This is a genomic window from Clostridium sp., from assembly GCF_051656525.1.
Classification (GTDB): domain Bacteria; phylum Bacillota; class Clostridia; order Clostridiales; family Clostridiaceae; genus Clostridium.
Map to the genome: position 1 here is coordinate 1 of NZ_JBOGCC010000412.1, position 25,362 is coordinate 25,362.

Annotated in this window: 22 protein-coding genes, 1 tRNA gene and 1 pseudogene; 20 read left to right on the forward strand and 4 right to left on the reverse strand. The window is 28.1% G+C overall.

Annotation, left to right across the window (positions count from 1 at the left end):
• Positions 1-222: 222 nt before the first annotated feature.
• Together ACRDDY_RS19790 and ACRDDY_RS19795 are read right to left on the reverse strand one after the other, a co-directional pair.
• Positions 223-1,461 (reverse strand): CCA tRNA nucleotidyltransferase, encoded by a 1,239-nt coding sequence (locus ACRDDY_RS19790; protein WP_438566622.1) that lies wholly within the window; start codon positions 1,459-1,461, stop codon positions 223-225.
• Positions 1,462-1,533: 72 nt separating this feature from the next.
• Positions 1,534-2,289, reverse strand: a complete 756-nt coding sequence (locus ACRDDY_RS19795) for a hypothetical protein (protein WP_438566623.1) — start codon at positions 2,287-2,289, stop codon at positions 1,534-1,536.
• A 140-nt stretch (positions 2,290-2,429) separates the two neighbouring features.
• Between ACRDDY_RS19795 and ACRDDY_RS19800 the strand changes: the two genes are divergently transcribed.
• The 12 genes from ACRDDY_RS19800 (at position 2,430) to ACRDDY_RS19855 (ending at position 14,227) form a co-directional block, all read left to right on the forward strand.
• Entirely contained in the window at positions 2,430-3,266 is an 837-nt protein-coding gene (locus tag ACRDDY_RS19800; protein WP_438566624.1) for a DUF1189 domain-containing protein, read from the forward strand.
• A gap of 204 nt (positions 3,267-3,470) precedes the next feature.
• Positions 3,471-3,545 (forward strand) — tRNA-Arg (locus ACRDDY_RS19805).
• Positions 3,546-3,692: 147 nt separating this feature from the next.
• The gene (locus tag ACRDDY_RS19810; RefSeq protein WP_438566625.1) at positions 3,693-4,742 is read left to right on the forward strand and encodes a glycosyltransferase family 2 protein; all 1,050 of its coding nucleotides are present in this window, start codon (positions 3,693-3,695) and stop codon (positions 4,740-4,742) included.
• Positions 4,743-4,759: 17 nt separating this feature from the next.
• Positions 4,760-7,057: a bifunctional glycosyltransferase/CDP-glycerol:glycerophosphate glycerophosphotransferase gene (locus ACRDDY_RS19815; RefSeq protein ID WP_438566626.1), complete on the forward strand. Its 2,298-nt coding sequence runs from the start codon at positions 4,760-4,762 to the stop codon at positions 7,055-7,057.
• An 18-nt stretch (positions 7,058-7,075) separates the two neighbouring features.
• Entirely contained in the window at positions 7,076-7,873 is a 798-nt protein-coding gene (locus ACRDDY_RS19820) for an ABC transporter permease (RefSeq protein WP_438566627.1), read from the forward strand.
• 11 nt (positions 7,874-7,884) lie between these two features.
• Positions 7,885-9,045, forward strand: a complete 1,161-nt coding sequence (locus tag ACRDDY_RS19825; protein ID WP_438566628.1) for an ABC transporter ATP-binding protein — start codon at positions 7,885-7,887, stop codon at positions 9,043-9,045.
• A 112-nt stretch (positions 9,046-9,157) separates the two neighbouring features.
• Positions 9,158-9,880, forward strand: coding sequence for an IspD/TarI family cytidylyltransferase (locus tag ACRDDY_RS19830; RefSeq protein ID WP_438566629.1), 723 nt, complete (start codon positions 9,158-9,160; stop codon positions 9,878-9,880).
• Entirely contained in the window at positions 9,870-10,889 is a 1,020-nt protein-coding gene (locus ACRDDY_RS19835) for a zinc-binding dehydrogenase (RefSeq protein WP_438566630.1), read from the forward strand. Before ACRDDY_RS19830 ends, ACRDDY_RS19835 begins: the two co-directional genes overlap by 11 nt.
• Positions 10,890-10,944: 55 nt before the next feature.
• Positions 10,945-12,090 (forward strand): CDP-glycerol glycerophosphotransferase family protein, encoded by a 1,146-nt coding sequence (locus ACRDDY_RS19840; protein WP_438566631.1) that lies wholly within the window; start codon positions 10,945-10,947, stop codon positions 12,088-12,090.
• 1 nt (position 12,091) lies between these two features.
• Positions 12,092-12,571, forward strand: a complete 480-nt coding sequence (pssD, locus tag ACRDDY_RS19845) for a PssD/Cps14F family polysaccharide biosynthesis glycosyltransferase (RefSeq protein WP_438566632.1) — start codon at positions 12,092-12,094, stop codon at positions 12,569-12,571.
• Complete coding sequence (pssE, locus tag ACRDDY_RS19850) at positions 12,571-13,032, forward strand: PssE/Cps14G family polysaccharide biosynthesis glycosyltransferase (RefSeq protein ID WP_438566633.1); 462 nt, start codon at positions 12,571-12,573, stop codon at positions 13,030-13,032. The genes pssD and pssE overlap by 1 nt, the downstream gene beginning before the upstream one ends.
• A 73-nt stretch (positions 13,033-13,105) precedes the next feature.
• Positions 13,106-14,227, forward strand: coding sequence for a Card1-like endonuclease domain-containing protein (locus ACRDDY_RS19855; RefSeq protein ID WP_438566634.1), 1,122 nt, complete (start codon positions 13,106-13,108; stop codon positions 14,225-14,227).
• A gap of 29 nt (positions 14,228-14,256) precedes the next feature.
• Here the strand turns inward: ACRDDY_RS19855 and ACRDDY_RS19860 are convergent, their stop codons facing one another.
• The gene (locus ACRDDY_RS19860) at positions 14,257-15,144 is read right to left on the reverse strand and encodes a phosphatidylserine decarboxylase (RefSeq protein ID WP_438566635.1); all 888 of its coding nucleotides are present in this window, start codon (positions 15,142-15,144) and stop codon (positions 14,257-14,259) included.
• A 269-nt stretch (positions 15,145-15,413) separates the two neighbouring features.
• Between ACRDDY_RS19860 and ACRDDY_RS19865 the strand changes: the two genes are divergently transcribed.
• The 6 genes from ACRDDY_RS19865 to ACRDDY_RS19890 all read left to right on the forward strand — a co-directional run bounded on the left by ACRDDY_RS19865 (position 15,414) and on the right by ACRDDY_RS19890 (position 22,286).
• The gene (locus ACRDDY_RS19865; protein ID WP_438566636.1) at positions 15,414-17,141 is read left to right on the forward strand and encodes a ferredoxin hydrogenase; all 1,728 of its coding nucleotides are present in this window, start codon (positions 15,414-15,416) and stop codon (positions 17,139-17,141) included.
• Positions 17,142-17,302: 161 nt separating this feature from the next.
• Positions 17,303-18,664, forward strand: coding sequence for a hypothetical protein (locus tag ACRDDY_RS19870; protein WP_438566637.1), 1,362 nt, complete (start codon positions 17,303-17,305; stop codon positions 18,662-18,664).
• Between the two features lie 15 nt (positions 18,665-18,679).
• Entirely contained in the window at positions 18,680-19,459 is a 780-nt protein-coding gene (locus tag ACRDDY_RS19875; RefSeq protein WP_438566638.1) for an ABC transporter ATP-binding protein, read from the forward strand.
• A gap of 16 nt (positions 19,460-19,475) precedes the next feature.
• Positions 19,476-20,252: an ABC transporter ATP-binding protein gene (locus tag ACRDDY_RS19880; RefSeq protein WP_438566639.1), complete on the forward strand. Its 777-nt coding sequence runs from the start codon at positions 19,476-19,478 to the stop codon at positions 20,250-20,252.
• Positions 20,253-20,295: 43 nt separating this feature from the next.
• Positions 20,296-21,636 carry a sensor histidine kinase gene (locus ACRDDY_RS19885; protein ID WP_438566640.1) on the forward strand — a complete coding sequence of 447 codons (1,341 nt, stop codon included), beginning with the start codon at positions 20,296-20,298 and terminating at the stop codon, positions 21,634-21,636.
• Complete coding sequence (locus ACRDDY_RS19890) at positions 21,627-22,286, forward strand: response regulator transcription factor (protein WP_438566641.1); 660 nt, start codon at positions 21,627-21,629, stop codon at positions 22,284-22,286. Before ACRDDY_RS19885 ends, ACRDDY_RS19890 begins: the two co-directional genes overlap by 10 nt.
• Before the next feature lie 33 nt (positions 22,287-22,319).
• On the opposite strand, the gene ACRDDY_RS19895 is transcribed toward ACRDDY_RS19890, so the two are convergent.
• Positions 22,320-23,909 (reverse strand): ABC-F family ATP-binding cassette domain-containing protein, encoded by a 1,590-nt coding sequence (locus ACRDDY_RS19895; protein ID WP_438566642.1) that lies wholly within the window; start codon positions 23,907-23,909, stop codon positions 22,320-22,322.
• Positions 23,910-24,235: 326 nt separating this feature from the next.
• Between ACRDDY_RS19895 and ACRDDY_RS19900 the strand changes: the two genes are divergently transcribed.
• On the forward strand, positions 24,236-25,138 hold the full coding sequence (locus ACRDDY_RS19900; protein WP_438566643.1) for a CPBP family intramembrane glutamic endopeptidase: 903 nt from the start codon (positions 24,236-24,238) through the stop codon (positions 25,136-25,138).
• An 81-nt stretch (positions 25,139-25,219) separates the two neighbouring features.
• Positions 25,220-25,362, forward strand: a pseudogene (locus ACRDDY_RS19905) (Cys-tRNA(Pro) deacylase); the annotation flags it as partial.

Sequence of the window (25,362 nt, forward strand, 5' to 3'; positions counted from 1 at the left end):
TTTATTGTATAGCATTTGTAATAGAATTAATTAGACGTTGTGTACTCTTTGTTCTTTCAATAATATTTAGACCAATTGTAAAAGCATATCATAAATTTGAGAAATTTATTGATATGAAATCTAGTATGTATTTTTCAAATAATATAGTGACATAAAAATGTAATGTTCTAAATAGAGATGGAGAAAAATAAGATAACTCTGAATAAAGTTAGTAAACTTCATTCAGAGATACTTACTTCTTGCTATTTTAAGGAGGATATTAGATGTATTTAAAGATGGATTATCTAAAACAAGTTCTAGAAGACTATTTAAAATTTCACCTACTTTTTTTCCAGGTGTGATATTTAAGTCTTTTATCAGATCTTTTCCTGTAATATTTAAATCTTTTATAGATAAAGGCTCTTTTGAAAGTAAAATATATTCATATATTTCTTTAGTTTTATCTAAATTATTTAATAATTCATTAGAGTTTTGAAACGTCAAAATAATAGTATTTTGAAGTGAAAATAAATCTTTCATGTATTCTAGTGAAATATGATTTATAAATCTTTTTACAGTAGGAGAAGTGGGATTTTTTATAATATTTAAAGCTTCTTTAGTTAGAATTAAAACTTCTTTAATTATCTTATTTTCAAATCTAAGCCTAGTTAAAAGTGCTTTTACTAAATTATTATCAAAATTATAAAGCAAGGCACTTAATTTAACTACAAGTAAATTTGGAGTATTTTGAACTAAAGAGAAAGCTTTTTTTAAGTTATCATTTGTAACGTTTTTAAATTCAGGGAGTATTTTTAATAGAAGTCCTGAATTAAGTAAATTTAATAAGCCTTTTTCAGGATTATTTGAAGTTAAAATTTTACTTAGTTCATCTCTAATTCTTTCAAAGCTTATATTAGAAATTAGATCTTTATTTTTTATAATATTATTAAAGGTATTATTCTCTATATTAAAGTTAAGCTGAGAAGAGAATCTAATAGCACGAAGCATTCTAAGAGCATCTTCATTAAACCTTATGTTAGAATCACCAACAGAACGGATTATTTTATTATTTAGGTCTTGCTGACCATTAAAAAAGTCCAATAGACCTTCTTTAGAATTATATGCAAAAGCATTAATTGTAAAATCACGTCTTGATAAATCTTCTTTAATATTCTTTACGAAATTAACTGATTCAGGGCGGCGATTATTTAAATATGTTGATTCAGTTCTATATGTAGTAATTTCAAAATTTTCTTTATCTATAACTACAGTGATAGTACCATGTTTAAGTCCTGTAGGAATTGTCTTATTAAAAAGCTTTATAGTATCCTCAGGAAGACAAGAAGTTGCAATATCATAGTCTCTAGGTTCTACACCTAAAAGAGTATCACGAATACAGCCTCCAACAATAAAGGCTTCAAAGCCATTTTTATAAAAAGTATCTATTATAAATTGAACTTTATCTGGTATATAAATTTTCATTTAAAAATCCTCCTAAAAAAATCCTTGTATCATAATTATACTAATTATGATACAAGGATAGTAGTATATAAGCTATTGTTTTCCATCACGAAGTTTAATATATTCAGTACGCTCAACTTTTAAATGATTTATTTTAGATAAAATTGCTTTATCATTATCTAAAAGATTAAGATTTGCTTCTAATAAATCAATAGCTTTTGTATAGAATTTATCAGCGACTAGGTTATCAACTTCAGTCATTAAAGTTTTTGTATATTCAGTCTTACACTTAGAAGTATAAGTAATGGCTGTAGCATAACTTTCATGATTTGTTGGAATACTATTAAAAATAGTTAATGCTTCTTTAAAGTTTCCTTTTTGAAATTCAGATATTCCACGAGTTAGCTCATTATTTGTCTTTGAGACGTTGTTAGATAAAACGCTAATGGTATTATCAATTTCTGAGTCGAGTAGCATGTATCTATTTATTTCATTTATAATGACTAATGCATCATCGCTTGAGATTTCGCCAGAGTTTATCTTTTTAGTGATGCCTTCAAGTTTTTCTTTAAAGTAAATAGATAAATCATCATCAAGTTTTATAGATTTTAAAAGATTCATATTACCTTTAGTTAAAACTAGATTATTTGCGGTGCTATAATGAGCATTTTCAAAATATGACTTAAAATCTGTAACTAAAGATTTATATGATAATGCCGTAAAGCTAATAAAAATTCCAAGAATTAAAACTGTTGATAATGATATTATCAGGAATTTTAAGTTTAACTTTTCTTTTTTTTGAGGAAGATTATCCTCAGGATATACAATGTTTTCATTAATTTCTTTCAAAAAAATCACCTCTTAGCTTAAGTCTTAACATAAATTGTAAAAATTAAACATTCAGATTTAATATTTTTATTAAGTGTGATAAGATATTTCTTGATAGTAAAAATAAAATTATAGATTTTAAAGTTAAGGGAGGTAACAAGATGAGGGATAATTTTTTTGTAAAATTTAAGAATTGCTTACATAGATTAGACAAATTTCCAAGGTATATAGACCAAGGTGTTGGAAAAGCTATAAAATATGGCTTTATATTAAGTCTTATATTTGGTGGGATAATAGGAATATATAACTGTATTTTATCTAATGGATACATAAATAAGGGTGTTCAAGAGATGAATAATCCTGAATATGCATTTTCAATAAAGAATAATACTTTAGATATGAAATCAGGACCGATAAAAATAAATGAAAATGGAAGTATGATTTATGTTAATGATACTAAAACATTAAATGAAGCAAATTCAATATTAGATAGTAATCCAGGGAATGTAGCAAATATACTTATTCTCAAAGATGGGGTAATAGTAGATGGACCTGGTGTTGAAAATAAAGCTGACTATAATCAGATAAGTCAACAATTATTTAATTCACAAGAGATAACTAATCAAACAGTTGGAGCAAAAATACAAAGTCTTAAAAAATATTATTTTGGATTCCAATTTATATATAATGTTTTAGAGAAGTTTATTAATTTAATTGTAGATAGTTTATTTATAGCTGTAATTGGGCTTATAGCATCAATGTTATTTGGAATGTTAGTTAAACCAGCAGCGTTATATAGCTTGGCCATATATGCAGCAACAGTACCATTTTTAATATCATTACCAGTAAGCATTATATTTCCAGGAATAAATATGCAAATACCACTTCTTATAGCAACAGCTATTTTTGTTGTAATTATATTAAAATCAATTAAAAATGATTTAGTTAAAAGAAAAGATGGTTTAGAAAATAATAATAAAACAAGTAAGTTTTTATAAAATAAAAAGCTTTGATGTGGGTAAATATGCATTAAAGCTTTTTTTATAAAGAAATATTTTGGTAGATAGGTATGAGATTTAACTTATATGTTAAAACTTAAGATATGTGATGAATTTTCAATAATTTTAGGTTAGAATATATTTTTAAAATGTTTGCACAATTGAGTTTAGTATGATAATATAAGTGTGTTAAAGATATAATATGGAGCGTTAGTTAAATGGATATAACATACCGCTACGGACGGTATATTATGGGTTCGATTCCTATACGCTCTACCATAAATTTATTGAATTTCAAAAACATTAAGGTTTTTGAAATTTTTTTTATGGAATAAAACTAGTAATTTTGATAAAATGTAGTAGTTTGTAGTAAAATGTTAAGTGAAACTTTAAAAAGTACATAAAAAAATAAGGAGGAAAAGTTTAGTGGGCATATATAAGTTAAGTGTCATAATTCCTGTGTACAATGTTAAGTCTTATATTGTAGAGACATTAGAATCAATTTATAATCAAACTTTAAAAGAGTTTGAATTAATATTAATAGATGACGGTTCAACAGATGGAACTTATGAAATTCTTAAAGAGTATGAGGGAAGATATGAAAATATAAAATTGCTTAAACAAGAAAACTCCGGACCAAGTATAGCAAGAAATAAAGGTTTAAAAGTAGCAACAGGTGAATACATAGTGTTCGTAGATTCAGATGATTTACTTCCTGAAGATTCTTTAGAATACAGATATAATATAGCAAGAGAAAAAGAAGCAGATGTAGTAATTTGTGGAACAGCAAAAACTGAAGATGGAGAAAATATGATTCCTCTGCAAAGACATATGTTTGAAGACGGATACAGAGTTTTAGGGAAAGACTCAGATATTTTATGGGCACTTGGACCTTGCAATAAGATTTTTAAAAGAGAAATTTTAGAAGGTCTATATTTTCCTGAAAATATAAATTATGCAGAAGACCAAGTATTTATGATTAATTCATTTTTAAATGCAAAGAAAATTTATGCAACTAAAAAAGTAGTCTATTATTATAGAATGAGAAGTACACCAGGTGAGTCTTTAACACAACAAGTTGATACAAATTCAGCGAACGTATTAAAGCAAGTTTGTGAAGTATGGAAAATTTCTGTTAAATTAATAGATGAAAAAATAAAAGATAAAGATATAGCTTATAATATAAAGGGTAATTACTTTTATAGATTAATGATTATAGATATATGGCCACCGCTTAATAAAGTATTTAAAAGTGGAGATAAAAATGCTGAAGTTGAAAGTCTTGCATGTTTAAATGATCTTATGAAGTATGTATCAGATAAAGAACTTGACAAGATAGGAAAGCTTAAGCAAATTCCATTTAAAAAAATAATAAATAATGCTAATCTTAGTGATATTCAAAAAATAAAAAAATTGAGACACATTATGTTTTTATATAAGTGCATCATTAAGTTTAGACAAATAACAAGAATATAAAAAGCGGGAGATAAAATATGTGTAAGATAAGTGTAATAATGCCAGTCTACAACGTAGAAGGATACCTTAGAGAAACTATAGAATCACTTGAGAATCAGACTATGAAGGATTTTGAAGTAATATTTATAGATGATGGTTCTACAGATTCAAGTAAGGAAATTTTAGAAGAATATTCAAAAAAATATAAAAATTTCAGACTTGTGTGTCAAGAAAATAGTGGGCCAAGCAGAGCGAGAAATAGGGGAATCAAGCTTGCTAAAGGTGAATATATAGCTTTTATGGACTCAGATGATATAATTCCAAATGATTCACTAGAAGTTAGATATAATTTAGCAGTAGAGCATGATGCCGAAGTTGTTGTGTGTGGAACGTACATGTATGATGGGAAAAAGAAATGGCCTATACAAAGTCACTTCTTAGAAGGTGAGAAAAATTTAAGAAATAGTTATGAGCTATTATGGACACTTGGGCCATGTAATAAACTATTTAAAACATCTTTAATAATAGACAGTCAATTTCCAGAAGATATAAAATATGCAGAAGACCAAGTTTTTGTAATCGATGCATATTTAAGAGCTAATAGAGTATATACATCAAAATACTTAGCTTACTTCTATAGAATAAGACCAGAAGAAGATAAGACATCTCTTACAAGTTTAGTTGAAAATAACTCAAGTTATGTAATTGAGCAAGTTACAAAGGTTTGGGTAACTTTAAATAAATGTATTGATAGAAACTGTACAAATTTCTATACTGCTGAAAAGTTAAAGCAAGAATACTTAGGAAGACTTGTAAGTGTTGACATATGGCCACCATTTAGATCAGCCATGGTAACTAGAGATGAAAAGATTCAATTAAAAGTTTTAGATAGTATGTTAGAGCTTATAGATAATATAGATGACTATGTATTTAACAATTTGAGAAAATTAAGATGGATAGTTGTTCAAGGTGTTATAAATAAATTTTTATTCCTAACACCAAAGGCAAGAAAAAAATCTATAGAGTTAATCGTAAAGTCATATAAGAAGTTTGATAGTAACAGTAAAAATATTTTAAAAGTTGAAAATGAGTTTTTAAATTTTTATGTGAAAAAGGTAATAAAGCATGAAAGTTATAGGTATGTTATTCTTTATCTAATTAGAAGAAAGATATCAAGAATACCTGGAAGAATAGAAAGAATATGGAGCCGTGTTTATAACAAAATCAAAAATAAGATGGGGCAGATTGTATTTAGTATAGCTAAAATACTTCCTATAAAGAATAATAAGGTTGTACTTGCAAGTAATAAAGGTAAAGAGCTTTCGGGAAATTTAAAATTTATATGTGATGAACTTGAAAAAAGAGGAAAGTATGACATAAGAATTTTTATGAATAGACCTGATAGAGGAATATTAGAATCAATTAGTTTATATTCTAATATGGCAAGAGCTAAGTATGTTATTCTAGATGATTATTATAGACAACAGTATGGTTTAAAGTTTAAAAAGAAAGTGGAAGTAGTTCAAGTATGGCATGCTTGTGGAGCATTTAAGAAGTTTGGATTTAGTTCTGTTGGAAAAGGTGATGGAAATCCACTTTGGTTTGAAAAGAGAGCACATGCTTCATATACAAAAGTTATTACAAGTTCTAAGGATGTTATACCAGAGTTTGCAGAAGCATTTAATGTTCCAAAGGAACATGTACTGCCATTAGGAGTTCCTAGAACAGATATATTACTAGATGAAGACTACAGAGTATTTAGAAAAAGAAACTTTGAAAGTCAATATCCTAAATTAAAGGGTAAGAAGATAATAACTTATGCACCAACTTTTAGAGGTAATGCTAGAGAAAGACAAAACTTCAAAGTTGAACTTAATGCAACTCAAATATTAAGAGGTATTGGAGAAGATTATGTAATTATATTTAAGCTTCATCCAAGTGTTAAAAATGGATTTAACATAAATACAATACCAAAAGATTTAAAAGACAGAGTAATAAATATGAACAGTTCAGAAGATATAAATGATGTAATAATGATATCTGATATTGTTATATCAGACTATTCATCAGTAGTATTTGAGGCTGCTCTATTAAATAAAAAAATGATAATGTATGCATATGATAAGGAAGAGTATTTAGGAGAAAGAGATTTCTACTTTGATTATGATGATTTTGTTCCAGGACCTATAGCCACTAAGAATGAAGATATCATATCAATAATCAATAATGATGATTTTGATATGAAAAAAGTTGAAGAATTTAAAGAAAAATTCTGTGATAGCTGTGATGGAAAAGCTAGTGAAAGATTTGTTAATATTATTTTTAATGAAAAGTAACTGAAGATAGGTGATAAAATGTTAAAAGAAATTATTAAAGAAAATATGAAATACCGAAAGCAGACACTACTTATATCAAGAGTTGACTTAGTTAAAACTTATAAGGGTTCTGCTTTAGGATATGCATGGGCAGTAGTTAGACCACTTGTAACTATTGCGGTATACTTATTTGCATTCCAAATAGGTATACGTAAAAGTAGTACGATGGATTGTTTCCCGTATTTACTTTGGTTAGTTTCAGGGCTTTGTCCTTGGTTCTTTGTAAGTGATGCAGTTGTTGGAGGAGCAATGTCTATAAGAGGTTATAGACAGTTCGTTACTAAAATGAAGTTCCCAATATCAACAATTCCAACATTTGTACTATTATCTAAGATGTATGTACAGGTAATGTTAATAGGATGTGTAATTATAATATTTATGATATACGGATATTTCCCAGATTTATATTATTTACAATTCTTATTCTATATACCAATGATGTATTTGTTCTTCTTGGCACTGACATGGACTCTTTCGTCATTATCAGTAATTAGTAGAGATTTTGAGAACTTAGTTAAATCATCATTACAAGCTATATTATGGATATCTCCAATCCTTTGGAATGTAAATGATATTCATACAGCTTGGCTTAGAACGCTTATGAAATTAAACCCAGTAGCATATTTTATAGCAGGGTATAGAAATATATTTTTGTATAAGCAATGGTTCTTTGATAGTAAGTACACGATTTATATAATAGTTGTAACAATAATATTTGCTGTAATAGGAAGCAAGGTTTATAAGAGAACGTATAAAGAATTTACAGATGTTTTATAAGGAGAAGAGTTATGGAAGAAGAATTTGCAGTGCAGTTTAAACATTTATCAAAAGAATATAAATTATATAAAGATGATAAAGATAGATTTAAAGATTTGTTCTGGGGAAAAAGATTTACTCCTTTTAGAGCATTAAATGATATAACATTAGATTTACCAAAAGGTGAAGTTATAGGAATACTAGGTAAAAATGGATCTGGTAAAAGTACAATTCTAAAAGTTGTAACAGGAGTTGTATATCCAACAGAGGGAGATGTTATTGTTAATGGTAGAGTATCAGCTTTACTAGAATTAACAGCAGGATTTGATGGAGAGCTTACAGGAAGAGAAAATATCTTCCTTAAAGGATATTCAATGGGAATGTTAAAAGATGAAGTTGAAGCTATGGAAGAACAAGTTATAGAGTTCTCAGAGCTTGGAGACTATATAGAACAGCCTGTTAGAATGTATTCAAGTGGTATGAAAGCAAGACTTGGATTTGCTATAGCAGTTAACATTGATCCAGACATACTTGTTGTAGATGAAGCATTATCTGTTGGAGATGAAATGTTTAGAAATAAATGTTTAGAGAGAATGGATAAATTCAGAGATGAAGGTAAAACAATACTTTTCGTTTCTCACTCATTACCACAAATGAGAGATTTCTGTACAATAGGATTTTGGCTTTATCATGGAGAAGTAGTAGCTTATGGAGATATGGACGAAGTTGCCAATCTTTATAAACATTACTTAAATGGTATTCCAATAGAAAAAATATTAGCAGATAGAGAAAAATATATGGATTTAATTGAAATTAAGCAAAGCTTAGAAGAAATAGACTTCGATACAGATAAGGCTATATTTAAAGGATATATTGATGTAGAACCGGCTAATAAAGAGTATAGAATAGAAAATATAACTTTAAGAGAAGATGAAACAGAGCATGCTTATGAAGATATTAAATTTGAAAAAGATGAAGAATTCCCGGATAACAATAGATACTTATATGAATTCGTACTACCATTTAAAGATATTCCCGCAGGATATTATAACTTTGAAATTAATTTAGAGATTGATGGAGAAAAGTATGTAAGGCAAGCATGGTGTGCTAGTAAGTTTGGGCAATTTGTAAATCAAGATAGTAAAGTAGAGATAATAATAAAATCTAACAGAATGAAAGTTAGAAAAGGTTAAATATTAAAGGAGTTGTTTTATTTAAAACAACTCCTTTGTTTTAAATAGGGAATAAATGTGATAAAATTATAATAAAAAATAAGTAAATGTCCTAAATGGGAGGAGTAGATTTATGATATACGCAGAGATTTTAGCAGGTGGAAAAGGAACTAGAATGGGGAATACTGAAATGCCTAAACAGTTCTTAAAAATTGGAGAAAAGCCAATAATAATTCATACGCTTGAAACATTTTTATTAAATATTAGATTTAATAAGGTGATAATAACTACACCAAGTCAATGGATACAACATACAAATGATTTAATAAATAAGTTTATACCAAAAGCTATGCAAGAGAGAGTTCATGTATGTGCTGGTGGTGCTGATAGAAATGAATCAATAATGAATGGAATAAGATTTATAGAAAAAGAATTTGGAATTAATGATGAGGATGTAATAATAACTCATGATGCAGTAAGACCATTTTTAACACATAGAATAATAAATGAAAATATAGATACAGCTTTAGAGTGTGGTGCTTGTGATACAGTAGTTCCAGCTTTTGATACTATAGTAGAGTCTAAAGACGGAGAAGCTATAAGTGATATTCCAAGAAGAGACTTTATGTATCAAGGTCAAACACCTCAAAGTTTTAATATAAGAACACTTGTAGACCTTTATAATTCATTAAGTAAATCTGAAAAAGAAGTTTTAACAGATGCAGCTAAGATATTTGTTGTTAAAGGAAAGAAAGTTAAATTAGTTCAAGGGGAAGTTTATAACATGAAAATAACTACTCCATATGATTTAAAACTAGCAAATGCTTTAGTGAGGGATGATTTAAATGATAAATAAGATTTATAGATTAATAGCACCTAAGCAAATAGTTGTTGAGTTTAAGGATAAAAGCTTAGATGGTGAAGGAATTATTGTTAGACCTACAAGACTTTCTATATGTGCAGCTGACCAAAGATACTATACAGGTACAAGAGGTAAGGAAGCTATGAAAAAGAAGCTTCCAATGGCGCTTATTCATGAAGGTGTAGGAGAAGTTATATATGATCCAAAAGGAGAGTTTAATGCAGGTGATACTGTAGTAATGATTCCAAATACTCCAACAGAAGAAAATGATGTTATTGCAGAAAACTATTTAAGAACGAGTAAGTTTAGAGCGAGTGGGTATGATGGATTTATGCAACAATATGTTTTTATGGGAAGAGATAGAATTATAAAATATGATAATATAAATCATGATGTAGCATCTTTTTTAGAACTTATTAGTGTATCAGCTCATGCAATTGATAGATTTGATAAGAAAGCTCATAAAAATAGAGATATTATAGGAGTATGGGGAGATGGAAATGTTGGGTTTATAACAGCATTAATATTAAAGAAAAAGTTTCCAAATTCAAAAATAGTTGTTTTAGGAAAGAATGAAGAGAAGCTTAACTTCTTCTCATTTGTAGATGAAACGTATCAAATTGATGATATTCCAAAGGACTTCAAAGTAGACCATGCTTTTGAAGCAGTTGGTGGAAGAGGTTCTGAAAGTGCAGTAAAGCAAATAATAGATTATATAAATCCAGAAGGTGTTATTGCATTACTTGGAGTTTCTGAAATGCCAGTTCCAATAGATACTAGAATGGTTTTAGAAAAAGGAATAACATTAGTGGGAAGTAGTAGAAGTGGAAGAGTTGATTTTAAAGCAGCAGTTGATTTCTTAGAGGAACATGTTGATGCTCAAAATCAATTACAAAAACTTATATCAGCAGTAATAGATGTAAGAGAAATTAGTGATATCATAAAAGGATTTGAATATGATTTAACAACTCCATTTAAGACTATATTAGAGTGGAATATTTAGAAAATAAGGTGCTGTAATTTTGCAGCACCTTTAGATTATTAGCGAGGTAAATGATTTGAAAATAGTTGAAAGGTTAATAATAAAATATATACTAAAGATTATTTATGGAATATCCTACATATTTAGAGTAAAAAGGCGTATAGTTTTTGCAAGTTATAGACCAGACTATATGGAGGGAAACTATAAATATATTATAGAGGAACTTAAAAGACAGGATAAGAGTTTTGAGATTAAAATTTTATATAAGAAACCGGAAGGTGGAGTTTTAGGGAATATAAAATATTTACTTCATATGTGCAAAGCTGAATATTACCTTGCTACATCAGAATTTTTTGTGGTAGATGATTTCTATTTTCCTGTATATGCAATGAATAGACTAAGAAAAGGAACTGAAGTAATACAAGTATGGCATGCTTGTGGTGCTTTTAAAAAGTTTGCACTAAGTACAGTAGATGAAAATTATTCAAATGGGAATGAGTATATAAAATATGTAAAAATTCATACAAATTATACTCATGTTATAGTTACATCAGATGCAGTTAAAGATGCATATAAAGATGCATTTATAGTAGATGATGAGGCTATAGAACCACTTGGAGTAGCAAGAACTGATTTATTCTTTGATGAAGAGAAAAAAGAAGGAATAAAGGCAGAGTTATATAAGTTATATCCAAAGTTAGAAAATAAGAAAGTAGTCTTATATGCACCAACTTTTAGAGGCACAGGACAAAGTAATGCTGAAAGTGAGATTACGTTAGATATAGAAAAATTTATAAATAGTTTTGATGAAGATACTATTTTAGTATTAAAAATGCATCCTTTTGTAAAATGGAGATATAAAGGGAATGATAACCGTGTTTTAGATATGTCAGATTATAAATCTATAAATAATATTTTATTAATAACAGATTGCTTAATAACAGATTATTCTTCAACAATTTTTGAGTTTGCATTATTAGAAAGAAAAATGTTTTTCTATGCAGATGATTTAGAGGAATATATAAATGATAGAGATTTTTATTATGACTTTAAAGAGTTTGTTCCAGGACCAATAGTAAAAACCACAGATGAGCTTATTAGTGCTATGAAAGATGAAAACTATGATTTGGAAAAAGTTAGGGAGTTTAAAAATAAATTCTTTAAATATACAGATGGTAAATCAAGTGAAAGATTAGTAGAGAAAATAATATTAAAGAAATAAGGTGATAACTTTGAAAAAAGTACTTTTTATAGCTTCAACAGGAGGACATTTGTCAGAGCTTATGGAGCTTAAACCTCTTTTTAAGAAATATGATTATCATATAATAACAGAAAAAACAGATACTACAATAAAGCTTAAAGATAAATATAAGGATAAAATAAGCTATTTAGTATATGGTGCTAGAAATTATATGTTTAGCTATATGTTTAAATTTCCATACAATATATTAAAATCATTAGTTTTTTATATAAAGCTTAGACCAGATGTAATTGTAACAACAGGTGCGCATACAGCAGTACCAATTTGTTATATAGGAAAATTATTTAAGAAGAAAATAATATTCATAGAAACATTTGCAAGAGTTGAAAGCTCAAGTATGTCAGGAAGACTTATTCATAAAGTAGCTGATGTATTTATAGTTCAACATCCTGAAATGGAAAAGGTCTATGAAAATGCTATATATAAAGGAGCGTTGTATTAATGATATTTGTTACAGTAGGAACACATGAATTAGGATTTGATAGAATGCTTGACTATATAGAAAAAATAGATATAGAAGAGGAAGTTCTTATACAATCAGGAAATACTGATTTTAAATCAGAGAAGTATAAGGTAATTCCATTTCTTTCACCAAAAGAGTTTAATGAAACTATGGCAAAATGTACATTAATAGTAACACATGGTGGAGTTGGGTCTATATTATCAGCACTTAAAAAAGGAAAGAAAGTTATAGTTATGGCAAGGCTTCAAAAGCATAATGAACATAATGATGATCATCAATTAGAGATTAGTGAAAAGCTTGCAAAAGATGGCCATATAATAAACTGCACAAATTTTGAAGAACTTAAAGAAGCTGTTTTAAATTATAATGAAATAGAGTTAAAGCCATATAAATTTGATAATAGTAGATTATTGAATTTCATAGAGGAAACTATAGGCTAAGAGTAAAAAGGTTATTTTAAATTAAATAACCTTTTATTTTTTTGGAATAATAGGTATATAGGAGTGTGATACTATGTACGATATTTTAGTTACACCAATAGATAAACATAATGATAGTACAATTATTTTAATTAAAAAATATAAATTTAAAAAGGTAATAATTTTAGTAACAGAAAAATGTAATGATTGTATTAGAGAATGTATTATAAATGTTGCAAAGGAAAATGGATCAAAGCTTGAATTTTTCAAGTGTGGTGAAGATGATTTTTCTGTTATAGATAGAATAATAGAAAATAATGAAGTGCTATTAAATTTAACAGGTGGAGAAAGAATACAGGCATTATATTTATTAAAGTTTGCATTAGAAAAAAAAGTAGATAGCATTTATATAGATATAGTGGGAAGGAAAAAATATATATTTGGGAAAAATGATGGAAAAGTAGATGAGCACTTAATTGACTTAAATATTGAAGAGATGATTCATGCAACAGGGCATAGAATAATAAGTGATGAAACAAATCTTATAAAGAAAAAGTATGTGCTAGAAATAGCGAAAAAAATCCATGAAAATATAGATTTGTGGGATAAATATAAAAGAAAAATATATGACCCAAGCATTTTTTCGCATTATTATGGCGATACAAAAAGAGTTGTTGTACAAGAGGAGGCTTTAAGCAAAGAAGAAAAGAAACTTCTTTATAAAATATTAGACTATGGAGTGAAAAAAGAAATAATTAAAAAGTTTAAAGAAGGAAATGAACTTATAATAGAATTTAAAAATAAAGACATAAAAGGCTTTATTTTTAAAGTTGGAACATGGCTTGAAGTTTTAACGGAGGCTGTGGTAATGTCTATAAAATCCATTGATGAAGTGAAGAGTGGTCTTGTCTTTACATGGATTAAAGATAATATAGAATTGAAAAATGAATTAGATGTAGTTGCAATAAGAGATTCAAGTATAATAGTAATATCCTGCAAAGATAGTGAAAAATATGAGGAATCAGCATTAAATGAACTGAATGTTTATAGTGAAAGAATTGGTGGGTATAAAGTGAAAAAAATTCTAGTAGCAACAAAATTACCGCATAAAAAGAATATAGTAGAAAGAGCAAAAGAAATGGATATTGATATTATTGTACTAGAAAAGGACATAAATAAATTTAGAGATAAAATAAAAGAGATTATTGATAGATAAAAATAAATAAGCTAGCAAAAATTGCTAGCTTATTTTTTATGTCCGATAGTTTCACCCATGAAAACTTTAGACTCATATCCTAAGTTTGTTTGTTTTATTATATCTGTATCAATTTTAACGGTATCTTTCTTAAAGAAAAGGACTACTGTTGAACCACCGAATTTAAAGTAACCTTTTTCATCACCTTTATAAACTTCCATGTTTGGCATATATGTTTGAAGAATTGTTCCAACACATGTGGCACCAACTTCTACATAAAGTACATCACCAAAATTATCAGTTTTGAATAAAGACCACTCACGTTTATTTTCACAGAATAATCTAGGAATATTTTTAAGTGCAATTGGATTTACAGAATAGTATTTCCCGGGAATAAATGTTGATTTAGTACATATTCCAGAATCTATAAAGTGAAATCTATGGTAATCAATTGGGGAAAGTCTACAAATGATACATGTACCATTCTCAAACTCATTAGCAACAGAATCATTATTTATAAAATCACGTAAGCTATAAGTGAAGCCTTTTACTTGAACTAATTTATTTAAATTAATATTTTCATATGCTAAAATTCTACCATCAGCAGGTGAAATTAAAGCATCTAAAGATTTATCAAAAGGTCTTGCATCAGCTTTTAATTTCCTAGTGAAAAAATCGTTGAAATTTCTAAATTCCTTCGGCTTTTTTCTACAAACATTCATATCTATATCAAAATCACGTATAAAATGCTTAATTTTTTTACGGCTAAATTTAGTATCACAAAAAGCACCATAAACTTTAGAACAAAGCTTCTTCTTAAAGATAAGTTCTGTTAGCTTCTTACCTTTAGGAGATTCATAGCACCATACAAGATATTTTTTACCAGCAATATTCTCTTTTTCATATTGTCCTGTTTTTCTATTGTAAACTAATAACATAATTTCTCCTTTTATTATAGCCATTTAAATATATTTAAATGATATATTAAATGTAGGTAATATGCAAGGTATATGGAAATTATATGAAGAATGTTTAATAGGAATTGATATTCTAGAAATAATATTGTAAAATTATAAATAGGTTTAAATTATTTATTTGTGTATTTAATGTAATCAAATGGTAATAGTTTGTTAAGATTAGTTAAAAAAATAACAAACTTTTTAGATTTAAGAGGCGATTTAAATGTTAATGGAGGTAGATTTTTAGGATGAAAAATTTAATTATCAACAATAAGGAAATCCAAGTTGCAGAGGGGACTACCATCTTAGATGCAGCAAGACAAAATGGAATTGATGACATTGCAACGTTATGTTATTTAAAAGAATGCGGTAATGTAGGAAAGTGTGGAGTTTGTGCTGTTGAAGTTGAGGGTAAGCCAAACTTAGTATTATCATGTTTAACTAAAGTTGAAGATGGAATGATTGTAAGAACTGATACTGAAAAAGTTCAAGAAAGAGTAAAAATGAGAGTGTCTACACTTTTGAATAAGCATGAATTTAAATGTGGAACATGTCCAAGAAAAGAAAATTGCGAACTTTTAACTTTAGTTATAAAAACTAGAGGAAAGGCAGCAGTACCTTTTGTACCTGAGGATAGAGAAGCTAATATTGATAGAAGAAGTAAATCAATAGTAATTGATAGAAATAAATGTATATTATGTGGAAGATGTCAAGCAGCTTGTAAAACAAAAGCTGGAACAGAAATAATTCAAATTAGAAATATTGATGGAGTAAGAATGGTATGTCCTCCAGATAATAATAGTTTTGATGATGTTAAATGTTTACTTTGTGGACAATGCGTAGTAGCATGCCCTGTTGGAGCATTACAAGAAAAATCACATGTTGAAAAAGTTCAAGATGCATTAAATAATGAAGATAAGCACGTAATAGTTGCTATGGCTCCAGCGGTGAGAACAGCTATGGGTGAATTATTCAAAATGGGATATGGAAAAGATGTAACAGGAAAATTATATGCAGCATTAAGAAAATTAGGATTTGCTAAAATATTTGATATAAACTTTGGTGCTGATATGACTATAATGGAAGAAGGAACTGAACTTGTAGAAAGAATTAAAAATAATGGACCATTCCCAATGTTTACATCATGTTGTCCAGGATGGATAAGAGAAGTGGAATTATACTTCCCAGAGTATATTGATAATGTATCAACAGCAAAATCACCACAACAAGAATTTGGTGCAGCAAGTAAAAGTTACTATGCACATATAGAAGATATAGATCCAAGTAAAATATTCACAGTAACAATAATGCCTTGTACAGCTAAAAAGTTTGAAGCAGACAGAGAATGTATGGAGAATAATGGAATAAGAGATATCGATGCTGTTTTAACAACAAGAGAATTGGCTAAATTAATAAAACAAGCTAAAATAAACTTTGCGGAGTTAGAAGATGAAGAAGTAGATCCAGCTATGGGAGAATATACAGGAGCAGGAACTATATTTGGAGCAACAGGTGGAGTTATGGAAGCTGCACTTAGAACAGCTAAAGATTTAGCTGAAGGAGCTGACTTAGAAAATATAGAATATAAGCAAGTTAGAGGATTAGAAGGATTAAGAGAAGCTACAGTATCAATTGCAGGAAAAGACTATAATGTAGCAGTAGTTCATGGTGGAAAAAATATAATGGACTTCTTTAATAGTGGAAAATTAGATGAAAAACAATATCATTTTGTTGAATTCATGGCATGTCCAGGAGGATGTGTAAATGGAGGAGGGCAACCTCAAATAAACAACTTAGATAGAGAAAGAATGGATATAAGAGCTGTAAGAGCATCAGTATTATATAACCAAGATAAACACTTAAAAAGAAGAAAATCACACAAAAACCAAGCTCTATTAAAAATGTATAAAACATATATGGGTGAGCCAGGACACGGAAAAGCACATGAATTATTGCACCATAAATATACAAAATAAAATATAGAAATAAAAAAGAATTTAAGTAAAATAAAGGAAAAAATGCTATAATTTATAATTATAGCATTTTTTATTTCATGTGGATTTCATATTTCATTTTAATTTCATATTGAAATTATAAAGTAAAAGTGGATTATGAAATTAAATGAGAGGAGAATTTTATGGGGATAAGTAAATTTTCAAAAAGCATTTACAAAAGAGAAAATAATAAGCCGTTTATCATTACAATTGCAATAATAGCTGTGTTTATGTATAACACAATAAGTACTTACTATAATGAGTCTATTTATAAGATAACTGAACCAACCATAGAACAAGAATTTATGAGAGAACTTGGAGATGGATGGATGACAATTTATAATGGACCTGCTGGGAATGAACTACAAATGAATTTATTCTTAGTTTTAAGTGCAGGAGCATTACTTGCTATATTTTCAACAGTGATTTATACAAGAGAAAAAGGAAAGAATATAGCTTGTATGTTTTATAGTGGTGGAAGTTATGGTGATGCGTTTAAGTTTTTACTATATAATACGATGAAAAGTTTTTCAATAGGATATGTAATAGGAACTATTGTAGGTGTAATAGTATCGCCGTTATACAATATAATTATTTATAAAATGATGGGAATTAGTGGACCGATATTTACGCCATTAGGAGTTGAAGGGGTTACTGTAGCAGTTTTATTTGTAATGATAATTATGGCAGCATCTCTTACTGTTGACTGGGGATTTATATATAGGAAAGATACATTAGGGTTAATGACTCTTGATGGAGCAAAGAATCTTGGGGATAAAAGATCAACAAAATTACATTGGAGTATAGTAATTTTACTATATTTATTTCCATTAATTTATGTTTTTATTGTAGGAAAAGTTTATGGAATTCAAGATCACATTGGTTTATTGAGTTATTTAAGCTTATCGATGTTATATTGGCTAGTAACTTATTCACTTGGAGATTTAATGGAGAGTTTAAAAAAGAGAAAATTTATGTATAAAAAGGGGAGAATAATTTATCTTGGAAATGCATTAAAGACAGTAAAAGAATCCTTTTCTTATATAACTATTTTTCTTTTTGTTTTAATATATACAGTTAACGGAGTTTCGGGATTAATACATGAAGCAGGAGTAAAAGAGGGACTAGCACTTAGTTTAGTAGGAATAGGTTTATGTATAGCAGTAAGTCTTGGATATAAATTGAATACGGAGTTTGAAGGAATTAAAGATAGAGCAATGCAATTAAGGCTTATTGGTTTTTCTGATAAACAGGTACTAGATTGTGTTAAGGATGAGGTAATAAGTATATTTATGTTTGTTATAGGAATTCCTTTAATGATACTTGGAACAAATTTATTAGCATATGCTTTCCAAGAAAGTTTTAGTTATATGTTTGCACTAGGTACAATGATAGGAGTTTGTGCACCAGTAGTAATAGTAGCTGTAGTAATCACGGTATATTATGAAAAAGGTATAAGAAAAACATTAAAAAGTAAAGAAAATATTAGCCTTGAAGCTGCGTAAAGGGGGACGAAGTATATGAGAGAAAGTCTTATAGAAGTAAAGGATTTATATAAAATTTATGGTGAATATGATAAAAAGTTTGAGGCTTTAAAAAATATAAATATAAATATAAAAAAAGGTGAGTTCTTAGGAATAATGGGAACATCAGGGTCAGGAAAAAGTACACTTGTAAATATACTATCTACATTAGATACTCATTCAAAAGGAAAGGTTTTCATAAAAGATATAAAAGAAGATGTAGATTTACGTAAGCTTAGGAATATGGAATTAAGTGATTTTAGACGTGAGAATGTTGGCTTTATATTTCAAAATTATAATTTATTATCTAAATTTACTAATAGAGAAAATATATTATTTCCATTAATGCTTGCTGATGTTTCAGATGAAGAGGCAGAAAAAAGAATAGAAAAGCTTAGTAAGGATTTAGAGATAGAAGGTATTTTAGATAAATATCCAAATGAGTGCTCAGGAGGACAAAAACAAAGAATAGCAATAGCAAGAGCTTTAAGTAATAATTCAAAGATTATATTTGCAGATGAACCAACAGATTCATTAGATGCAAAGATAGGAATAAATGTATTAAATATATTAAAAAAGTTAAATAGAGAAAAAGGAATAACAGTAGTTTTAGTAACACATAGTGAGATTATGGCAAGTTTTTCTGATAGAGTTATTGTTTTAGAAGAAGGAGTAATAAGAAAAGAGCTTATAAATAATCATAAGAAGCAGTTTGATTTTTATAATGATATAGTAGAGGAAAATTCTAAAAAGATGGAACTTTTGTTGGAAAATTAAAAGGGAGGAGGTTTCTATGGATAATATCGTAAGAGTTGAAGATGTATATAAAGTCTACGGACAGGAAGGTAAAAACTTTGAAGCTTTAAAGGGAATAAATATAAATGTACAAAAGGGTGAATTTTTAGGAATAATGGGACCATCAGGCTCAGGAAAAAGTACTCTTGTAAATATTCTATCTACATTAGATTGTCAAACTAATGGACGGGTTTTTATAAATGGGAAAGATGTTAGTGGGATGAATAATGAGGATATAAGTGCTTTTAGACGTGAGAATATTGGATTTATATTTCAAAATTATAATCTAATAGATACATTAACAAATAGAGATAACATTATAGCACCATTATTAATTTCAGGAGTAGATAGAAAAGAGATAGATAAAAGGGTAGATGAACTTTCAAAGAAGCTTGGAATAGAAAAGATATTAAATAAATTTCCTCTTGAGTGCTCAGGTGGACAAAAACAAAGGGTATCTATTGCAAGAGCTTTAAGTAATAAACCTAAAGTTGTATTTGCAGATGAGCCAACAGATTCATTAGATGTAAAAAGAGCTATAGAAGTTATTGAACTTTTAAAGAAGATTAATATAGAGGACGGGGTAACAACTGTACTTGTAACTCATGATCAGTTTATAGGAAGTTACTCAGATAGAATTGTATTAATAAAAGATGGACAAGTAAATAAAGAGATAGTTAGAAAATATAAATTAGGAGAAGAACAGGGAGAGTTTTATAAGAAGATTTTAAATGAAACTTCGAAAGAGGTTGAGGAATTATTCAAAGAGTTTTAAAAGAGGAGGGCAGTAGCCCTCTTTGATAGGTTAAGGAGAATTTATGAGAATTGGAATACAAGCTAGGATACTAATATTTTCGATAGTACTATCTTTTTTATTTTTATTAATTTCAAGAGTATTACTTAAGGATATCATGGTTAATTCATATTGGAATAATCAAGTTGAAAAGACAATAAGCGATGTAAATGTGATTTTAGAGATTAATTCTAAAGATAAGATAGAAAAAATAATGAGCTTTGATACTAAAAATGACTTAATAGAAAAAATTGAGGTTGTAGATAATGAGAAATACTCAAAAGAGAAAGCAATATTTGGAAGATTATATATAGATAGTGGTAGAGAAGCTTATAGAAGAGATAGTAAAAGAGAAGATGGTCAAAATGAAAGTATTGTGTATTTAAATGTGGATGAGAATAGATCAATAAAAATGATTATGTCAGAACCAAACCTTGCATATAGAGAGATGGGGCTTTCAGTTGCTTTTAAGTTTTTATCTCTTTTTATATTAACGTTCAATATAATATTTTCATTACTAATAGGAAAATTTATAACAAAAAAAGCAAAGAATTTAAATAGTATATCTAAAGAAATGATAAGTGGAAAATCTATAAAGTTAATAGAAAAAGATATTTTAGAAGATGAGTTTGATGAATTAACGGAAACTATAAATAATTTTACAAAGAATTTTAATCAAGATATTGAAGCTTTAGAAAGAGAGAAATTATATAAGAAACAATTAATGCTTAGTCTTTCTCATGAAATAAAAACTCCAATAGGAGGATTAAATGGAATTTTAGAAGGAATGCTTGATAATATTGAACCATATACAGATAGAGATAAATACATAAGAGAATGTAGAAAATTATCAGCAAAACTTGGAAAAATAGCAAATGAGATGCTTGATATAACAAAGCTAGATTCAGTTCCAACGGGGAAAGAGGAAGTAGTACTAGGAATAATGCTTGAAGAGATATGTGATGAACTTAGCACTATAAGTCTATCAAAAGATGTTGAAGTTAAAAATCTTATAGATGACAGAATAACAACTTTTACAGACAGCGTCCTATTTAGAAGAAGTATTGTGAATATTATAGAAAATGCAATAAAATATGCGAAGGATGGAACAGAGGTTTTAATAGAATCAAAGGGATATACAATATATTTTTATAATGAGTGTGATGGATTAACAAAAGAAGATTTAATGTTTGTATTTAACCCACTGTACAGGGGAAGTAATAGAAATAGTGCTAAGGGAAGAGGGATTGGATTATATATAGTTAAAGAGTGCTTAATAGCATTAAATATAACATTTGCAATTCAAAATTATAATAAAGGTGTTGTTTTTAAAATTAATTTAAAAGGGGAAAAGTTATGGGATTAAAAATATTAATATTAGAAGATGATAAAAATTTAAATGAGATAGTTAGAAGTTATCTTATAGATAGAAAATATGAAGTTAAGAGTGTTTTTGATGCTGAAGAAGCAAAGAAGGCTATTTATAAAAGAGAATATGATTTATATATTTTAGATATTATGGTACCAAAGGGAAATGGAATAGATGTATTAAAAGAAGTTAGAAATATAACAGATAATCCTGTTCTTATAGTTACAGCTTTAGATAGTGAAAATACTGAAATAAGAGCTTTTGAGAAAGGAACAGATGATTATATAAGAAAGCCATTTTCCCCTAATAAGCTTTTAATGAGAATAGAAGCAATTTTAAGAAGAGCAAATAAATTAAATGATGATGAATTTGAATTTAAAGGATATAAGATAGATAGGAAAAATTTCATTATAAAATACGAAGATGAAGATTTAGAAGTATTAAAGAAGGAATTTGAAATTTTTAATATATTAATTCAAAATAAAGGAATAACTTTATCAAGGGAAAAGATATTAGATAAAGTATGGGGATATGACTATTTTGGAAGCGATAGAGTTGTAGATGCCCAGGTGAAAAATTTAAGAAAAAAATTAAAAACAGAATTAATAAAGACTGTTAAAGGTATAGGATATGTGGTAAATGAATAAAGGCTTTGCAAAAATGCAAAGCCTTTTTTAAAATTAAAGATTTAAGTCTAAGTATTCATCATAAGACATAGTTCTGTCAACGATTGAACCGTCAGCTTTAATATCGATAACTCTATTTGCAATAGTTTGAATAAACTCATGGTCATGTGATGCGAATAATAATACGCTTGGGTAATCTTTAAGACCATTGTTTACTGCTGTTATTGACTCAAGGTCTAAGTGGTTTGTAGGTTGGTCTAGCATAAGAACGTTAGCGTTTGAAAGCATCATTCTTGAAAGCATACATCTAACCTTTTCTCCTCCTGATAATACAGACGCTTCTTTTAATGCTTCTTCTCCTGAGAATAACATTCTTCCTAAGAATCCTCTTATATAACTTTCAGCTTTTTCCTCAGAGTATTGTCTAAGCCAATCAACAAGTGAAAGGTTACAATCGTTGAAATATTCTGAGTTATCGTTAGGGAAATAAGCAGTTGATATAGTAACTCCCCATTTGAAAGTACCAGCATCAGCTTCCATTTCATTGTTTAATATTTTGAAAAGAGTTGTTATGGCAATTTCATTATCACCAATTATTGCGATTTTATCATCTTTATTAACTCTGAAGCTAACGTTATCTAAAACTTTAACACCGTCAACAGTTTTAGTTAATCCTTCAACAGTTAAGATGTCATTTCCAACTTCTCTTTCAGGTTTAAATCCAACGAATGGATATCTTCTAGTAGAAGGTTGAATATCATCTAAAGTTATTTTATCTAAAAGTTTTTTACGAGAAGTTGCTTGCTTAGATTTTGATGCATTTGCACTAAATCTAGCAATAAAGTCTTGTAATTCTTTAATTTTCTCTTCCTTTTTCTTGTTTTGGTCTTTAGACATAGCAAGTGCTAATTGACTTGATTCATACCAGAAATCATAGTTTCCAACATAAATTTTAATTTTACCAAAATCAACGTCAGCCATTTGAGTACAAACTTTGTTTAAGAAGTGTCTATCATGGGATACAACTATAACAGTTCCTTCAAAGTTTACTAAGAAATCTTCAAGCCAGTTGATTGATTTAATGTCTAAGTGGTTTGTAGGCTCATCTAGAACAAGAACTCCAGGATTACCAAATAAAGCTTGTGCTAAAAGAACTTTAACCTTTTCAGCTCCAGTTAATTCAGACATAAGTTTGTAGTGGTATTCAGTACCTATTCCTAGACCTTGTAATAAAGCTGATGCTTCTGATTCAGCTTCCCAACCATTAAGGTCAGCAAATTCACCTTCAAGTTCAGATGCTTTAATTCCATCTTCATCTGTAAAAGGATCTCTTGCATATATTTCATCTTTTTCTTTCATTATTTGGTATAATCTTTCATTTCCCATTATAACAGTTTCAAGAACTTGGAATTCATCAAACTTATAGTGGTCCTGAGATAATACAGACATTCTAGTGTTAGGAGCTAAAGATACATCACCAGTATTTGGCTCAATCTCTCCAGCAAGTATTTTTAAGAAAGTACTTTTTCCAGCTCCATTTGCTCCAATTACTCCATAGCAATTTCCAGGAGTGAACTTTAAGTTAACATCTTCAAATAACTTACGTCCACCGAATCTTAAACTAACATTTGATACAGTTATCAATATATTCGACCTCATTTCATAAAATTATATTATTTGATTATTATAACATATAAGCTTTAAATATGGGTAGAAATTAATCCTAAATTATGTTGACAAGATATTTTGTAGGATGGTAAAATTAGTTTATATAAGGTTGGAAAAAAGGTCATGTATAATGCATTACCGAACAGATTTTTGTTATAGAAAAATTTGAAATAGAAGAGTCCCACATAGTAATCTATGTGGTATTTTTATAGGATAAATTAAAGGCTTTAATTTTAAATTAAGGTCTTTTTTTGTACGTAATGGAATATAAGTTAAATGAAACAATTTTTTTAGGGGAAAGAATGAAAGAGAGGCTTAATTTAAATTCAAGAATTTTTGATGAGGCGAAGGGAAGTAAAACATCAGGTGCAATTTTTGCATTAATATCTCCTGTAATAATACTTATAATATCAGGATTTATTACAACTATGGTAATTCAATTAATATTTAACTTTGTAAAAGATATAAAATTTATACAAGCATACATGAATCAAATTGTATTGATAATAAGTACAGGAATTAGTATAGGAGTTTGTTTTATAATAGTTAAACTAAAAGAAAAGAGAAAAATAAGGTCTATGGGATTTTCTTTTAACAAGAAGGCTATAATAGATTATTTAGAAGGTTTTGGACTTGGAATAGTAATGATAGGAATAGCTTGGATAGCAATTATTTTCTTTGGAAATGCTGTATTTGAAGTGAAGATAGGAAACTTAAAAAATATTGAATTTCTAAGACCGTTTGTATTAATGACGTTGGCATGGATAGTGCAAGGTGCATCAGAAGAAATAATGATGAGAGGATATATGCTTCCTGTATTAGGAGTAAAGTTAACACCTAAAGCAGGAATTATTATAAGTTCACTATTCTTTAGTGCATTACATTTAGCGAATAGTGGAGTAACAGTTATTTCATTAATAAACTTAAGCTTATTTGGAATATTTGCAGCCTTTTATGCTATAAAAAATGAAAACTTATGGGGAATATGTGCTCTTCACAGTGCATGGAACTTTGCACAGCAAAATATATTTGGAACTCTTGTAAGTGGTGGAATAGTTTATAATTGCTCATTTATAGAAACTACTTATTTAGAAAACAATATAATAAATGGTGGAAGCTTTGGACCAGAAGGTGGAATAATAGTAACAGGAATATTAGTCATAGCAATTACAATACAAGTATTATTTTTAAAAAAGAAGAACTAATTTTAAGGTATGCAAAACTCTTGCATACCTTATTTTAAAGTGGAATAATATATTTAGAATTAGAAAGATGGAGATGAAATTATGCAAAAAACAAATGCAATGAGAATATTAGATAAAAAGAAAGTAGCATATGAGGCATTAGAATATGATGCAACAGATGGACATATAGATGGAGCAGCAGTTGCAGAAAAGACAGGACAAAAACCTGAAACTGTATATAAAAC

Bases quoted from the DNA above. Each gene is read 5' to 3' on its own strand.
- ACRDDY_RS19885 (WP_438566640.1), top strand. From the start codon at position 20,296: ATGAGAATTGGAATACAAGCTAGGATACTAATATTTTCGATAGTACTA.
- ACRDDY_RS19790 (WP_438566622.1), bottom strand. From the start codon at position 1,461: ATGAAAATTTATATACCAGATAAAGTTCAATTTATAATAGATACTTTT.
- ACRDDY_RS19820 (WP_438566627.1), top strand. From the start codon at position 7,076: ATGTTAAAAGAAATTATTAAAGAAAATATGAAATACCGAAAGCAGACA.
- ACRDDY_RS19870 (WP_438566637.1), top strand. From the start codon at position 17,303: ATGGGGATAAGTAAATTTTCAAAAAGCATTTACAAAAGAGAAAATAAT.
- ACRDDY_RS19890 (WP_438566641.1), top strand. From the start codon at position 21,627: ATGGGATTAAAAATATTAATATTAGAAGATGATAAAAATTTAAATGAG.
- ACRDDY_RS19855 (WP_438566634.1), top strand. From the start codon at position 13,106: ATGTACGATATTTTAGTTACACCAATAGATAAACATAATGATAGTACA.
- ACRDDY_RS19900 (WP_438566643.1), top strand. From the start codon at position 24,236: ATGAAAGAGAGGCTTAATTTAAATTCAAGAATTTTTGATGAGGCGAAG.
- ACRDDY_RS19835 (WP_438566630.1), top strand. From the start codon at position 9,870: ATGATAAATAAGATTTATAGATTAATAGCACCTAAGCAAATAGTTGTT.
- ACRDDY_RS19815 (WP_438566626.1), top strand. From the start codon at position 4,760: ATGTGTAAGATAAGTGTAATAATGCCAGTCTACAACGTAGAAGGATAC.
- ACRDDY_RS19865 (WP_438566636.1), top strand. From the start codon at position 15,414: ATGAAAAATTTAATTATCAACAATAAGGAAATCCAAGTTGCAGAGGGG.
- ACRDDY_RS19800 (WP_438566624.1), top strand. From the start codon at position 2,430: ATGAGGGATAATTTTTTTGTAAAATTTAAGAATTGCTTACATAGATTA.
- ACRDDY_RS19880 (WP_438566639.1), top strand. From the start codon at position 19,476: ATGGATAATATCGTAAGAGTTGAAGATGTATATAAAGTCTACGGACAG.
- ACRDDY_RS19860 (WP_438566635.1), bottom strand. From the start codon at position 15,144: ATGTTATTAGTTTACAATAGAAAAACAGGACAATATGAAAAAGAGAAT.
- ACRDDY_RS19875 (WP_438566638.1), top strand. From the start codon at position 18,680: ATGAGAGAAAGTCTTATAGAAGTAAAGGATTTATATAAAATTTATGGT.
- pssE (WP_438566633.1), top strand. From the start codon at position 12,571: ATGATATTTGTTACAGTAGGAACACATGAATTAGGATTTGATAGAATG.
- ACRDDY_RS19830 (WP_438566629.1), top strand. From the start codon at position 9,158: ATGATATACGCAGAGATTTTAGCAGGTGGAAAAGGAACTAGAATGGGG.
- ACRDDY_RS19825 (WP_438566628.1), top strand. From the start codon at position 7,885: ATGGAAGAAGAATTTGCAGTGCAGTTTAAACATTTATCAAAAGAATAT.